This window comes from Bosea sp. AS-1, from assembly GCF_002220095.1.
GTDB lineage: Bacteria > Pseudomonadota > Alphaproteobacteria > Rhizobiales > Beijerinckiaceae > Allobosea.
Genome location: NZ_CP022372.1, coordinates 4,898,468 through 4,912,131 on the forward strand (window position 1 = coordinate 4,898,468; position 13,664 = coordinate 4,912,131).

The following is a 13,664-nucleotide window of genomic DNA, read 5'->3' on the forward strand; positions in this document are numbered from 1 at the left end:
TCAGCGCTTCAGTTTGGGGTCGAGCGCATCGCGCAGACCATCGCCCAGCAGGTTGAAGGCGAGCACGGTGATGAGGATGGCGAGGCCCGGGAAGGTGACGACCCACCAGGCGCGCAGCACGAACTCGCGGGCATCGGCCAGCATCGTGCCCCATTCGGGCGTCGGCGGCTGGGCACCAAGGCCGAGGAAGCCGAGCGCCGCGGCATCGAGGATCGCGGTCGAGACGCCGAGCGTCGCCTGCACGATGAGCGGCGCGGCGCAGTTCGGCAGGATCTCGGAGAACATCAGCCGGACCGTCTCGGCGCCGCTGACCTTGGCGGCGACGACGTAATCCTTGGAGGATTCGGCGATGACGGCGGCGCGCGTGATGCGGACATAATGCGGCAGCACGACGATGGCGACCGCGAGCATCGCGTTCATCAGGCCGGGCCCGAGGATCGCGACGATGACGATGGCCAATAGCAGGCTCGGCATCGTCATCAGGATGTCCATGAAGCGCATAATCGCGATGTCGGCGATGCCCTTGAAGTAGCCGGCAATCAGGCCGAGGACGACGCCGACGACGATCGCGATGGCGACCACCGCGATACCGATGACGAGCGAAAGACGGGCGCCATAGAGCAGGCGCGAGAGGATGTCGCGACCGATCGCATCGGTGCCGAGCGGATAGGAGAGCAGGCCGCCCTCTTGCCAGAACGGCGGCTTCAGGAAGACCGCGTTGTTGGTCATGTCGGGGTCGTGCGGCGCAATCAGCGGTGCGAAGAGCGCGCAGAGCAGCACCAGCACGATGACGACGAGACCCGCGACCGCGCCGCGATTGGCACTGAAATAGGTCCAGAACTCACGGGCCGGATGAGGCGGCGCGCCGCTCGGGGCGGCGACGGCAGGGGCTTCGAGGGTTTCGGCGCTCATGGGCGAAGGCTCCGGTGGGCGCAAATCATGGTGTTGCGGCGGTTCATCGGGCGTGCCTGATGCGCGGGTTGATCAGGCCGTAGAGCAGGTCGACCAGGAGGTTGACGCTCATCACGACCATGCCAAGCAGCAGCGTGCCGCCCTGCAGGACCGGGTAGTCGCGCCGGCTGATCGCCTCGATCAGCCATTTGCCGACGCCGGGCCAGGAGAAGATCGTCTCGGTCAGGATCGCGCCGGTGAAGAGCGTGCCGACCTGCAGGCCGATGACGGTGACGACCGGGATCAGCGCATTGCGCAGCGCGTGCAACGCCACGACACGGATCGGCGCCATGCCCTTGGCCCGCGCCGTGCGGATATAATCCTCGCCCAGCACCTCCAGCATCGCCGAGCGCGTCATGCGGGCGATGACCGCGAGCGGCACGGTGCCGAGCACGATCGCCGGCAGGACAAGATGCGACAGTGCCGACCAGAAGGCGTCGACGTCGCCGGCGAGCAGGCTGTCGATGGTCAGGAAGCCGGTGACCGGCTCGATGAAGTACTGCACCGCGATGCGGCCCGAGACCGGCGTGATGCCGAGCTGCACCGAGAACAGCAGGATCAGCAGTAGCCCCCACCAGAAGATCGGCATCGAATAGCCGGTGAGCGAAATCCCCATCACGCCATGGTCGAAGATCGAGTTTCGCTTCACCGCGGCGATGATGCCGGCCGGCAGCCCGATGATGAGCGCGATCAGGATGGCGCAGAGCGCGAGCTCGATGGTGGCAGGGAAGAGCTGACCGAATTCGGAGAGCACGTTCTCACGCGTCACGATCGACTTGCCGAGATCGCCCTGCAGCACCCGCTCGATATAGACGCCGTACTGGGTGAGCAGCGGTTTGTCGAAGCCATATTCCTTGACGAGCTGGGCGTGGCGAGCCGGGTCGATGCCGCGCTCGCCCGCCATGGTCTCGATCGGGTCGCCCGGGACCAGCCGGACAAGGAAGAAGGCGAGCAGGGTGATGCCGACGAAGGTCGGGATCACGAGGCTGACCCGTGTCAGGATGAAGCGGAGCATGGTTCTCCCAGTCTTATCAGCCGGGGCGCGGCCTCGCGCACGGCGTTTTGTCTTGTCGATTTATTCAAAGGCGAAATCTGGCGCAGCGCAAACACCAGATCGCGTGAAAGATCAAGAAGATCGTGTTCAAGAATCGGGGATAGCCAGATGCGGTCCGGCAAGCCTGCAACCACACAGAATAAGACTTGCGAAGATGCAGGCGCGATAACGCAATAATATTATCGGGAACAGCGCTGACGCCGCAACGAATGCAACGTCAGCGCGTTCCGTCTCTTCACGCGCCGCAATGCGGCGCCTGGTGTCACTTGGCGATCGACACACCGTAGAAGGGCTGTCCACCGAAGAAGTGGATCTTGTAGTCCTTCACTTCCTTGCGGACGGGCGTGAAAGCTTGCGCATTGGCGAAGAGCAGGCCCGCCACGTCCTGGTGGAACAACTCCTGGAAGCGCTTGTAGAGCTTCGCCCGCTCAGCCTGATCGGTGATCGTGCTGGCCTTGGCGAGCGCGTCAGAGGCCTCCTGGTTGCACCAGCCGGCGCGGTTGGCCCCGGTCTTCACGCCTTCGCAGGTCCAGCCGGAGAGCAGGATCTGGCTCGGATCGGGATAGTCCCAGGTGTAGCCGAACATGCCGACCTGATGCTCGCCGGCCCGGCCGCGCTTGAGATACTCGCCCCATTCGAAGGTCTGGATCGTCGCCTTGACGCCGACCTTAGCCCAGTCGGCCTGGATCAGTTCGGCGGCACGGCGCCCGTTCGGCATATAGGCACGCACGACGGGAATAGCCCAGAGCGTCGTCTCGAAGCCGTTGGGCAGCCCCGCTTCCTTGAGCAGCGCCTTGGCCTTCTCGGGATCGTAGGGGCGCGGCTGCAATGCGTCGTCATGCGACCACAACGCCGGTGGAACGGCTGCTGCCGCCGCCTTGCCGGTGCCCTGATAGACGGCATCGATGATGGCGGGGATGTTGGTGGCATAGGCCAGCGCCTCGCGCACGCGCCTGTCGTCGAAGGGCTTCTTGCGCTCGTTGAAGGCGAGGAAGCTCTGGTCGGCGATGCTGCCCTGCAGGACGGTGAGATTGCTGTCCGCCTTCATCGCGGAAAGATCGCCGGGGTTGGGATAGCGCGCGATCTGGCACTCGCCTGACCTGACCTTGGCGAAGCGCACGGCGGCATCCGGCGTGATGACGAAGATCAGGTCGTTGACCAGCGCCATGCGGTCCTTGTTGCCGACGGCCTTGGTCCAGTGGTCCGGCACCGCCTTGAAGCGGATCATCGCATCCTTCTGATAGGCGACGAGCGAGAAGGGTCCGGTACCGATCGGGTTGAGGTCGACCTGCTCGGGCGTGCCGGCCTTGCTCATCGCCGCCGCATATTCGGCCGAAAGGATCGACATCGGCTCGACCGAGAGCGCGCTGAGCAGCGGCGAGTTCGGCTTCTTCAGCGTGAGCTTGACCGTGTAGTCATCGACCTTCTCGACCTTGGCGAGGGCCGGCTTCACGATCTCGTCGAAGAACTGGTAATTGCCGTTGCCGACCTTGTTGTAGGGATTGGCCGGATCGAGCATGCGTCCGAACGAGAAGACCACGTCATCGGCATTGAAGTCGCGGGTCGGCGTGAAAGCCTTGTTCGCGTGCCACTTCACGCCCTTGCGCAGCTTGAAGGTGTAGGTCAGCGCATCATCCGAAATCGTCCAGGACTCGGCAAGGCTGGGAATGATCTGCGAGCCGCCGCGCTCGGTCGCGGTCAGCCGCTCGTAGACCTGCGCCGCAACGTCATAGGCGGTGTTCTGGCTGCTGAATTGCGGGTTGAGGAAATCGGGGCTCGCCTCGGAGCAGACGACGAGCGCCTGGGCGCTGGCGGCTGCGGGGAGCAACAGGGCACTCAGCCCCAAGGCGAGGGCTGCGGTACGGGCGCGAACGGCCATGGCGGTCTCTCTCGATGATGAGGAGGCGGAATCTGGCGTGGAGCCACTCGCTCCTTCGTCTCCCGCCCGAAGGGATGCGGCCCTGGGGTCGCATCCGTCATTCGATGACGGCCGGAAGCCCGTCATCCGGCGAGATCGCATCGCGACCTCGCCGGCTTGCCCCGGCGCGTCAGTCGCGCCAGCTCACTTGGCGATGTCGACACCATAGAAGGTGTGGCGGCCGAAGGGCGAGAGCTTGAAGTCGATCACTTCCTTGCGGACCGGCTTGAGCTGGATCGCGTGGGCGATGGTGAACCAGGGCGACTGCTCCTTGAAGATCACCTGCGCCTGCCGGTAGAGCTTCTCGCGCTCGGCCTGGTCGGTGATCGACTTCGCCTTCACGACCAGATCGTCGAAGGGCTTGTAGCAGAACTTGGCGACGTTGCCGCCGTTGTTCTGAGCCGCGTCGCAGCCGAGCAGCGTGTGCAGGAAGTTGTCCGGATCGCCGTTGTCGCCGGTCCAGCCGAACATGCCGGTCTGGTGTTCTCCCGCCTGCAGGCGCTTGCGATACTCGCCCCATTCATAGGTCTTGATCTCGGCCTTGACGCCGACCTTGGCGAGATCGGCCTGCATCAGCTCGGCGATGCGCTTGGCGTTGGGGTTGTAGGGGCGCTGCACCGGCATGGCCCAGAGGTCGATCTCCAGCCCGTTCGGATAGCCGGCCTCGGCCAGCTCCTTCTTGGCCGCCTCCGGATCGTAGGGGTCGTCCTTGATCGTCTCGTTGTAGGACCACATCGACGGCGGGATCGGATTGATGGCGGCAACGCCGCTCGACAGATAGACCGCGTCGATGATCGCCTTCTTGTTGATCGCCTTGTTGATGGCGTGGCGCACGCGCACGTCGTCGAAGGGCTTCTTGGTGGTGTTGTAGGCGAGATAGCCGATGTTCAGACCGGGCTGCTCGAGGATCTGGACATTGGTGTCCTTCTTCATCGCCTCGAGATCGGCCGGGTTCGGATAGGGCATGACATGGCATTCGCCCTTCTGCAGCTTGGCCCAGCGCACCGAGGCGTCCGGCGTGATCGCGAAGACGAGATCGTCGATCTTGGCCTTGCCGGCCCAGTAGTCGGCGAAGGCCTTGTACCGAATGATCGCGTCCTTCTGGTACTGGACGAGATAGAATGGCCCGGTGCCGATCGGGTCCTGGTCGAGCTTCTCGGGTGTACCCGCCTTCAGCATCGCGTCGGCATATTCCTTCGACTGCACGCCGGCATACTGCATGGCGAGGTCGGCGAGGAACGGTGCCTCGGGCCGGTTCAACGTGATCTTGACGGTATAGTCATCGACCTTCTCGACCGACTTGAGCAGCTTCGGCATGCCCATGTCGTTGAAGTAGGAATGGTTCGAGCTCGTGACCTTGAAGTAGGGGTTATCTTCCTTCCACTGCCGCTCGATCATGAACAGCACGTCGTCGGCGTTGAAGTCGCGCGTCGGCTTGAAGCTCTTGTTCGACTGCCACTTGACGTTCTTGCGCAGGTGGAACGTGTAGGTCAGCCCATCCGCCGAGATATCCCATTTCTCGGCGAGCGAGGGCAGAACCTTGGTGCCGCCGCGCTCGAACTGGACGATGGTGTCATAGATCTGGGTGCCGGCATCGAACGAGGTGCCGGTCGTGTTGACGCTCGGTGCGAAGTTCTCCGGGCTGCCTTCGGAGCAGTAGACCAGGGTCTTGGCCGCGAGCGGCTGCGCAGCCATCAGCGCCGACGCCGAGAGCGTCGCCAACAATAGTTTCTTCATGTGAACTCTCCTTGACCCCTCTCCGCCGTCTTCGGCGGGTTACGGCTCCGTTGCATCGGAAGCTCCGCGGGCGGAAACCCCCGGGCCGCCTTGTCAACAAGCTTATTGAAAGAGACGGGGCGGGGATAGTCGTCCGAAAGGCTGGAGGCACCGCACAACGGCGGACGGTAAACGATGCAATGCACCTGCATCGGCAGGCGGCATAGGCCTATCCATTGTCGTAAGCGGCGCGCGTGATGCCGTAGCGCGAAAGCTTGTCGTAGAAGGTCTTTCGCGGGATGCCCAGCGCCTCCAGCGTCGCCTTCACGTCGCCGCGATTGGCCTCCAGCGCCTCGCGGATCAGGTTGGCCTCGATCGCCCCCAGCCGCTCCGGCAAGCTGAGCGTCGCCGCGTCCTCGCGCGCCGATGCCGCCGGCAGGTCGCCGGCGAGGCCGAGCGCGACCCGCTCCGCGAAATGAACGAGTTCGCGCACATTGCCGGGCCAGTCGTTCTCGACGAGATGGCGCTCCACGGCGCGGTCGAGCTGCGGCAGCTCCCGCCCGTATTTGTGCGCAGCGCGGCCGAGGAAATGGGCGAAGAGCAACGGGATGTCGCGGCGGCGCTCGCGCAAGGGCGGCAGGCGCAACGTGACGATGTTCAGCCGGTAATAAAGATCTTCGCGAAAATCGCCGCGCTGGGCGGGATCGCCGAGGTCGAGCTTGGTCGCGGCGACCACCCTGAGATCGACCTTGCGCGTCTCGTTTGAGCCAAGCGGCGCGATCTCGCGCATCTCCAGCACACGCAGCAGCTTCACCTGCGCGTTCACCGGCATGCTTTCCAGCTCGTCGAGGAAGAGCGTGCCGCCGCTCGCATGCTCGATCCGGCCAATGCGCTTCTTCTGCGCGCCAGTGAAGGCGCCGGGTTCGTAGCCGAACAGCTCGCCCTCGATGACACTATCGGGCAAGGCGCCGCAATTCAGCGCGACGAACGGCATTTCGCGGCGCCGGCCGAGGCGGTGCAGCAGGTTCGCGACGACCTCCTTGCCCGTGCCGGTCTCGCCGAAGACCAAAACGTCGACCTCGACATCGGCGAGATCGCGGATGGTCTGGCGCAGGCGCAGGATCGCCGGTGTTTCGCCGATCAGCCCCTCATCCTCCACCGCCGAGACGGCCAGGGCGCGCAGCCTGCGGTTTTCCAGAACCAGGGCCCGCTTCTCGACGGCGCGCCGCAAAGTCTCGACAAGTCGCTCGCCGGCATAAGGTTTGGCGATGAAGTCGTAGGCGCCCTCGCTCATCGCCTCGACGGCCATCGCGATATCGGCATGGCCCGAGATCAGCACGACCGGGATATCGGCATCGAGCGCCTTGAGGCGGCGGAACAGCTCGATGCCGTCCATGCCGGGCATGCGGACATCGCTGACGACAGCGCCGCCAAAGCCGGGACCGATCTCGGCCAGCAGCGCGCCCGCCGAGGCGAAGGCTCCAACTTTGAAACCGGCGATCTGCAGGGCCTGCGCATTGGCTTCGCGCAGATCCGCATCGTCGTCGACGAAGGCGATATCGAGACCGGCGAGATCGGGGCCGAATGTCATGGGGCAGCCTCCGCTTCGGCTTTCCGGAGGGTGATGGTGAAGGTGCAGCCCTCCCCCGGCCGGCACGCTGCCGCAAGGGTTCCGCCGAAGGCCGTGACAATGTCGTGGCAGATCACGAGGCCAAGGCCGAGACCGCGCGGCTTCGAGCTACGGAACGGCGTAAACAGCGCCGCGACGGCCTTCTCATCGAGGCCGGGACCGCGATCCACAATAGCGATCGCGACCCCCTCGTCCCTTTCCTCAACGCCGAGCGAGAGCAGTGGCGAGGCAGGGCGCGGCCTGACCGTCTCGAGGGCCTCGACGGCATTGCGCAGCAGATTGACCAGCACCTGCTCCAGCTCGACCGGCCGGGCGAGCACTCGCAGGCCCGGCGAGCCGGTCTCGACCTGCGGCACGATACCAGCCTGGCGCAGGGGCGCGTCGAGGATCATCAGCGCACCCGCGACCGCCTCGCTCAGCAGGACCGGCTCAAGGGCGCCGCTGCCACGCCGGGCGAAGCCGCGCAAGGTCTCGGTGATGGCGCCAATCCGCTCGGTCAGCCCGATGACCTTCCCGAGTGCGCCGGCGGCAGCGCCCTCGTCCTTGCCGGCAATGAGGGAGCGGGCGTTCTCGGCATAGGTGCGCAAGGCTGCGAGTGGTTGATTGATCTCATGCGCGACGCCTGCGGTGACCTGACCGAGCGTCGCCAGCCGGTTCGCCTTGGCGAGTTCCTCGCGCATGTCCAGCAGCCGCATCTGGGCGCGGGCCCGCTCAGCCATCTCCTCCAGGAGCTTTCGGTTGCTGCCCGCGAGCTCAGCCGTCCGCTCCTCGACACGCCGCTCCAGCTCGGTCTTCGCCTCGGCCGCGGCGAGCAGCCGCATCGCCGCCTGCTGGCGGCGGCGCAGCAGAAGTGCCGCAAGCAGCAATCCGACCAGCAGCACGAGGGCAACCAGCGTCTGCAGGCGCGACTGCTCGGCGCGAATGGCCTGATCGACAGGCAGGAGCATGTCGAGATGCCAGCCGGTCGTCGGCACATCCCGACGGGTGAGGACATTGAGCCCGGGCGTCGGCGCCGCACTCTGGACGAGGCCGTCATCCGGTGTCAGCGGCAGCGGCCGAAGCGGTGCCTCGCCGAACTGCAGCGAGCGACGGATCTCCTTCTGCGTTTCCTCGTCAAGCGGCGCCTCGACGTGGAAGCGCCAGTCGGCCGTGGTCGAAAGCAGCACCACGCCGCGCTGATCAGCGACGTAGATCTGCCCCCCCAGCGCACGCCAATCGGCCTCGACCCGGTCGAACTCGACCTTGACCACGACGACGCCGAGCAGCCTGTCGCCGTCATTGATGCGGCTCGTCAGATAGAGGCCCGGCCGCTGGCTGACCGTGCCGAGTGCGAATTGCTCGGCAGAGCCCTTCAGGATCGCGCCGAGGTAATAGTCGCGGAAGGCATAGTCGTTGCCGACGAAGCTCGTCGGCTCGTCCCAGTTGCTCGCGGCGATGGTCATGCCCGTCACGTCGAGCAGATAGATCACGGCCGTGCGGGTTTCCCGCGCAATGCTTGCGAATTTGAGGTCGAGCGCATGGCGGTTGCCGCCGGATAGCGCAGTGCGGACATCAGGGTCGCGCGCGAGGATCACCGGCAAGGCACGCTGTTTCTCCAGCTCCCCGCGCAGGATCGCGATGGCGAGGGTCGAGCCGTCCTCTGCCCGCGCATCCATGGCCGCAATGGCGCGGCTGCGGCCAATATCCGCGGCCCCGATCAGGCCGACAGCGAGCAGCAGCGCAGCCGCAAGCCCGAAGGCCAACCAACTCCAGCCAGCCGGTGAGGCCGGAGTACGAGCCTGCGAAAGCATGCGGCGGATGGAGCCCATACCCGATCATGGGCGATTTTCCGCATGGAGCAATAGATGATTGTGCGGACAACCGCACAATCTCGGAAAGAGGATCAGACGATTCTCTTCTAACCTACTGATATCGCCTGCCTTTAACCGCACCATCCGGTTGGCACGCCGCTTGCGAAAACTCGCTCGCTTCGCCCCGAGCCAAAAACAGCCAACCGGAGGAAACCATGGCTGCCCATTTCGAACCCGCAACGGCAGTGCCGGCGCGTCCCAAGAAATTCTACCAGCATCTCTATGTGCAGGTTCTCGCCGCGATCGCGCTCGGCATCGCCCTCGGCCATTTCTGGCCCGAGACCGGCGCCTCCATGAAGCCGCTCGGCGACGCCTTCATCAAGCTCGTGCGCATGATCATCGCGCCCGTCATCTTCCTGACGGTGACGACCGGCATCGCCGGCATGAGCGATATGAAGAAGGTCGGCCGGGTCGCCGGCAAGGCGATGATCTATTTCCTCACCTTCTCGACCTTCGCCCTGATCGTCGGCCTGATCGTCGCCAACGTCGTCCAGCCGGGCTCCGGGCTGCACATCGATCCGAACACGATCGATACCAAGGCCGTGCAGGGCTATGCCGCCAAGGCGCATGACACCAGCATCATCGCCTTCCTGATGAATATCATCCCGGACACCATCGCGAGCGCCTTCGTCTCCGGCGACATTCTGCAGGTGCTCTTCTTCTCGGTGCTGTTCGGCTTGTCGCTGGCGCTGGTCGGTGAGCGCGGCCAGCCGGTGCTGTCCTTCCTTCAATCGCTGACCTCGCCGATCTTCAAGCTGGTCTCGATCCTGATGAAGGCCGCTCCGATCGGCGCATTCGGCGCCATGGCCTTCACCATCGGCCGCTACGGCATCGGTTCCGTAGCCAATCTCGCCCTGCTGGTCGGCACTTTCTATCTCACCTCGGCCCTGTTCGTGCTCGTCGTGCTCGGTGCGGTTGCGCGCTACAACGGCTTCTCGATTCTCGCACTGATCCGCTACATCAAGGAGGAGATCCTGCTGGTCATCGGCACCTCCTCCTCGGAAGCGGCGCTGCCTGCTCTGATGGAGAAGATGGAAGCCGCTGGCTGCAAGCGTTCGGTCGTCGGCCTCGTCATCCCGACCGGCTATTCCTTCAACCTCGACGGCACCAACATCTACATGACGCTGGCGGCCTTGTTCATCGCCCAGGCGATGGACATCCATCTGCCGCTCGGCGACCAAGTGCTGCTGCTGCTCGTCGCCATGCTGAGCTCGAAGGGCGCGGCCGGCATCACCGGCGCAGGCTTCATCACGCTGGCAGCGACGCTGATGGTCGTGCCTTCGGTGCCGGTCGCCGGCATGGCGCTGATCCTCGGCATCGACCGCTTCATGTCGGAATGCCGCGCCATCACCAACTTTATCGGCAATGCGGTTGCGACCATCGTCGTCGCCCGCTGGGAAGGCGAGCTCGACGCCAACCGCCTGCAGGCGGCGCTGAGCGGCGCGACCGTCACCAGTGAGGATGGCGAGCCGCTGCCGCTGGCGGCCTGAGCGGCATCGAGAAGATATCCATCAAATGCAGCGCCGGCCGGGTCTCTCAGCCCGGCCGGCGTTTTCGCGAGCAGTATGGCTTGCTCGTCAGGCAGCGCGGGAAGCTGCCAGCGCCGCCTCGATCGCCAGTCCCACGGCGAGGATGCACCGATCCTGTCCGCCGGCCCCCGCAACCATCAGGCCGACGGGCGCCTCTCCTTCACGATAGCAGGGCAGACTCGCGGCGCAGCCGTCGAGGAAGTTGATCAGGGTGGAGTTGCGCAGGATCAGCAGGTTCGTCGCGCCATAGACGGCCTCTTCGGCCAAATCGGTGATCCGTGGTGCGACGACCGGCACCGTCGGCATCACCAGCGCATCGAAGCCGGCGAGCCGGTCCTCGACGGCCATGATCCAGCTTTGGCGGGCGGCCACGAGATCGAGATAATCTGCCAGCGCCATCTCGGCCCCACGCTGGATGCGAACCAGCACGCGCGGGTCATAGCGGTCTCCCGCCTTGGCGATCAGCGCGCGATGCCAGTGCCAGGCCTCGGCGCCGGCGAAGCTACCCCTGGACTGCAAACCGGCGAGCGTGGCGAATTCCGGCACGGCGATCTCGGTGATGCGGGCGCCCTCTCGCGACAGCGTCTTGAGCGCACGCCGGAAGGCAGTGGCGACGGTCTCGTCCATGCCGTCGAGTGCGAGCGTGGTCGGCACCGCCAGGCGCAAGCCGGCGAGCCCGGCCGGCGCGGGAACGCTTTCGCCGGAGCCCGACAGCACCGCATCGAGAAGCGCGCAGCAGGAAAGGCTCGGCGCCAGCGGGCCGATCGAATCGAGGCTGGTCGAGAGCGGCAGGCAGCCTTCGCGTGGCACGCGGCGCGCCGTCGGCTTGAAACCCGTGATACCGCACAGGGCCGAGGGAATCCGGACCGAGCCGCCGGTATCCGTGCCAATGGCCGCAGCCGCCATGTCGTCGGTCACCGAAACGGCCGCGCCCGAGGAGGAGCCGCCCGGGATGCGGCCGCTGGCACGGTCGAACGGGTTGAGCGGCGTGCCGTAATGCGGGTTGATGCCGAGACCCGAGAAGGCGAACTCGGTCATGTTGGTGCGGCCGACCAGCACGACGCCGGCAGCCAGGAGCCTGTCCACGATCGCCGCATTCGCCGTCGCGACCGGCGCTCCGTCGAGGGCGACGCTGCCAGCCTTGGTCGTCTCGCCCGCGACGTCGAAAAGATCCTTGATCGAGATCGGCAACCCTTCCAGCGGCGAGCGGACGAAGCCGGCCTTGCGCATGAGGTCGGAAGCCCGTGCTGCGGCCAGTGCCCTTTCACCGTAGAGGCTGGTGAAGACGCGCGGCCCCTCGCCCGTGCCGGCGCGGGCCAAGGCGCCTTCCACCAGCGCCTCGGACGTGGTGCGCCCCGTGGAGAGCGCATCCTGCAGGGCGGAGAGGGTCTCAGTCATCGTCTGCTCGCAGTGGTTGCCGGCCGGGCCGGCTTTAGACCCCGAGGCCTAGCAGAGTCCCGGCGGGCGGGCGATTGATTTCCGCCACGAACATGGTTTCCTGCGCCGCCGAAACATGCGGGGCTTCGATGAGTCATCCAGAACAAGGCGTAACGGCGCCGGGCCGGCCGATCGCCGGCATGAAGCCCAGCCTCATCGGGTTCGGCGGCGCCCCGCTCGGCGACCTTTACGAGCATCTGGACGAGGGGATGGCGCAAGCCACGGTCGCGACGGCTCTCAAGGCCGGGATCAATCTCGTCGACACCTCGCCGCTCTATGGCCACGGCCTTTCTGAGCACCGCATCGGAGCGGCTCTGCGAAGCGTGCCGCGCGACAGCGTCATCGTCTCGACCAAGGTCGGTCGCTGGATGAAGCCCGGTGCGCCGAAGACGGACGGCTCCGGCTATCGCGGCGGACTGCCGCATCCGGCGGTGATCGATTATTCCTATGATGGCGCGATGCGTTCGCTGGAACAGTCGCTGCTCAGGCTCGGCACCGACCATGTCGACATCCTGCTGATCCACGACGTCGATGTCTGGACTCATGGCGACCAGATGGAGCGGCGCTTCGCCGAGGCGATGGACGGCGCCTATCGGGCCCTGGAGAAGCTGCGCGCCTCCGGCGCGGTGAAGGCGATCGGCGTCGGCGTCAACGAGGTCGAAATGTGCGAGCGCTTCGCCCGCGCCGGTGATTTCGACGTGATGATGCTGGCGGGGCGCTATTCGCTGCTGGAACAGGGGGCGCTCGACGGCTTCCTGCCGCTGGCGCTGCAGAAAAACATCGCCGTGATGCTGGCCGGCGTCTTCAATTCCGGCATCCTCGCCACCGGCGCCCGCCCCGGCGCCTACTACAACTACCAGCCCGCCCCACCCGAGATCCTTGCCAAAGTCGCGCGGATCGAAGAGGTCTGCGCCGCGTACGGCGTGGCTCTGCCGCAAGCGGCGCTCGCCTTCGCCGCCGCCCATCCGGCGGTCGCGACCGTCGTGCTCGGCGCCGTGACGCCAGAGGAGATCCTGCGCAATCTCGACCTGGTCGCGCACCCTACACCTGCGGCTCTCTGGCATGATCTCAAGGCCGAAAAGCTCATCCCTGACCACGCCCCGGTATCGACATGCTGAAGACCATCGACCCGATCCTCGGTCCCGACCTGCTCTGGCTGCTCGCCGCGATGGGGCATGGGGACGATCTCGCCGTGGTCGACGCCAACCACCCGGCCGAAACGATCGCGCGGGCGACGACCTCGGGGCGGATCGTCCGCCTGCCTGGACTCGCGATGGCCGAGGTGGTGCGCGCCATTCTGACCGTGCTGCCGATCGACGACTTCGAGCCCGAACCGATCCGCCGCATGCTGGTGGTCGGCGATGCCGCAGCCGTGCCGGCGGTGCAAGAGGAGGTCGAGGCCATGGTCGCGGCATCGCAGGCCGCGCCGACGCCGCTGCCGGGCATCGAGCGCTTCGCCTTCTACGAGGCCGCACGCAAGGCCTTCGGCGTCGTGCAGGTCGGCGACGCCCGGCCCTATGGCTGCTTCCTGCTCAGGAAGGGCGTGATCGCCGGCTGAGACCGGCAATCAGGCACTCTT

General features: G+C 65.9%; 10 protein-coding genes. 3 read left to right on the top strand and 7 right to left on the bottom strand.

What is annotated here, in order from left to right; translation table 11 throughout:
* The 6 genes from CE453_RS24955 to CE453_RS24980 form a co-directional block, all read right to left on the bottom strand.
* On the bottom strand, nt 1-912 hold the full coding sequence (locus CE453_RS24955) for an ABC transporter permease subunit (RefSeq protein ID WP_089177041.1): 912 nt from the start codon (nt 910-912) through the stop codon (nt 1-3).
* 43 nt (nt 913-955) lie between these two features.
* Complete coding sequence (locus tag CE453_RS24960; protein ID WP_089177042.1) at nt 956-1,966, bottom strand: ABC transporter permease subunit; 1,011 nt, start codon at nt 1,964-1,966, stop codon at nt 956-958.
* 301 nt (nt 1,967-2,267) lie between these two features.
* Nucleotides 2,268-3,884 carry an ABC transporter substrate-binding protein gene (locus CE453_RS24965; RefSeq protein ID WP_089177043.1) on the bottom strand — a complete coding sequence of 539 codons (1,617 nt, stop codon included), beginning with the start codon at nt 3,882-3,884 and terminating at the stop codon, nt 2,268-2,270.
* Nucleotides 3,885-4,067: 183 nt separating this feature from the next.
* Nucleotides 4,068-5,660, bottom strand: coding sequence for an ABC transporter substrate-binding protein (locus tag CE453_RS24970; RefSeq protein ID WP_089177044.1), 1,593 nt, complete (start codon nt 5,658-5,660; stop codon nt 4,068-4,070).
* Between the two features lie 208 nt (nt 5,661-5,868).
* Nucleotides 5,869-7,230, bottom strand: a complete 1,362-nt coding sequence (locus CE453_RS24975) for a sigma-54-dependent transcriptional regulator (protein WP_089177045.1) — start codon at nt 7,228-7,230, stop codon at nt 5,869-5,871.
* Entirely contained in the window at nt 7,227-9,011 is a 1,785-nt protein-coding gene (locus tag CE453_RS24980; protein WP_198302201.1) for a sensor histidine kinase, read from the bottom strand. Before CE453_RS24980 ends, CE453_RS24975 begins: the two co-directional genes overlap by 4 nt.
* A gap of 263 nt (nt 9,012-9,274) precedes the next feature.
* On the opposite strand from CE453_RS24980, the gene CE453_RS24985 reads away from it, so the two are divergent.
* Nucleotides 9,275-10,609, top strand: coding sequence for a dicarboxylate/amino acid:cation symporter (locus tag CE453_RS24985; RefSeq protein ID WP_089177047.1), 1,335 nt, complete (start codon nt 9,275-9,277; stop codon nt 10,607-10,609).
* Between the two features lie 87 nt (nt 10,610-10,696).
* Here the strand turns inward: CE453_RS24985 and CE453_RS24990 are convergent, their stop codons facing one another.
* The gene (locus tag CE453_RS24990; protein ID WP_089177048.1) at nt 10,697-12,046 is read right to left on the bottom strand and encodes an amidase; all 1,350 of its coding nucleotides are present in this window, start codon (nt 12,044-12,046) and stop codon (nt 10,697-10,699) included.
* A 179-nt stretch (nt 12,047-12,225) separates the two neighbouring features.
* On the opposite strand from CE453_RS24990, the gene CE453_RS24995 reads away from it, so the two are divergent.
* Nucleotides 12,226-13,203 carry an aldo/keto reductase gene (locus tag CE453_RS24995; protein ID WP_089177049.1) on the top strand — a complete coding sequence of 326 codons (978 nt, stop codon included), beginning with the start codon at nt 12,226-12,228 and terminating at the stop codon, nt 13,201-13,203.
* Nucleotides 13,197-13,643 (top strand): RbsD/FucU family protein, encoded by a 447-nt coding sequence (locus CE453_RS25000; RefSeq protein WP_089177050.1) that lies wholly within the window; start codon nt 13,197-13,199, stop codon nt 13,641-13,643. Before CE453_RS24995 ends, CE453_RS25000 begins: the two co-directional genes overlap by 7 nt.
* Nucleotides 13,644-13,664: the final 21 nt, after the last annotated feature.

What these genes read in the sequence shown, in the direction of transcription:
- CE453_RS24990 (WP_089177048.1), bottom strand. Translation starts at nt 12,046, where the DNA reads ATGACTGAGACCCTCTCCGCCCTGCAGGATGCGCTCTCCACGGGGCGC.
- CE453_RS24975 (WP_089177045.1), bottom strand. Translation starts at nt 7,230, where the DNA reads ATGACATTCGGCCCCGATCTCGCCGGTCTCGATATCGCCTTCGTCGAC.
- CE453_RS24970 (WP_089177044.1), bottom strand. Translation starts at nt 5,660, where the DNA reads ATGAAGAAACTATTGTTGGCGACGCTCTCGGCGTCGGCGCTGATGGCT.
- CE453_RS24995 (WP_089177049.1), top strand. Translation starts at nt 12,226, where the DNA reads ATGAAGCCCAGCCTCATCGGGTTCGGCGGCGCCCCGCTCGGCGACCTT.
- CE453_RS24985 (WP_089177047.1), top strand. Translation starts at nt 9,275, where the DNA reads ATGGCTGCCCATTTCGAACCCGCAACGGCAGTGCCGGCGCGTCCCAAG.
- CE453_RS24955 (WP_089177041.1), bottom strand. Translation starts at nt 912, where the DNA reads ATGAGCGCCGAAACCCTCGAAGCCCCTGCCGTCGCCGCCCCGAGCGGC.
- CE453_RS25000 (WP_089177050.1), top strand. Translation starts at nt 13,197, where the DNA reads ATGCTGAAGACCATCGACCCGATCCTCGGTCCCGACCTGCTCTGGCTG.
- CE453_RS24965 (WP_089177043.1), bottom strand. Translation starts at nt 3,884, where the DNA reads ATGGCCGTTCGCGCCCGTACCGCAGCCCTCGCCTTGGGGCTGAGTGCC.
- CE453_RS24960 (WP_089177042.1), bottom strand. Translation starts at nt 1,966, where the DNA reads ATGCTCCGCTTCATCCTGACACGGGTCAGCCTCGTGATCCCGACCTTC.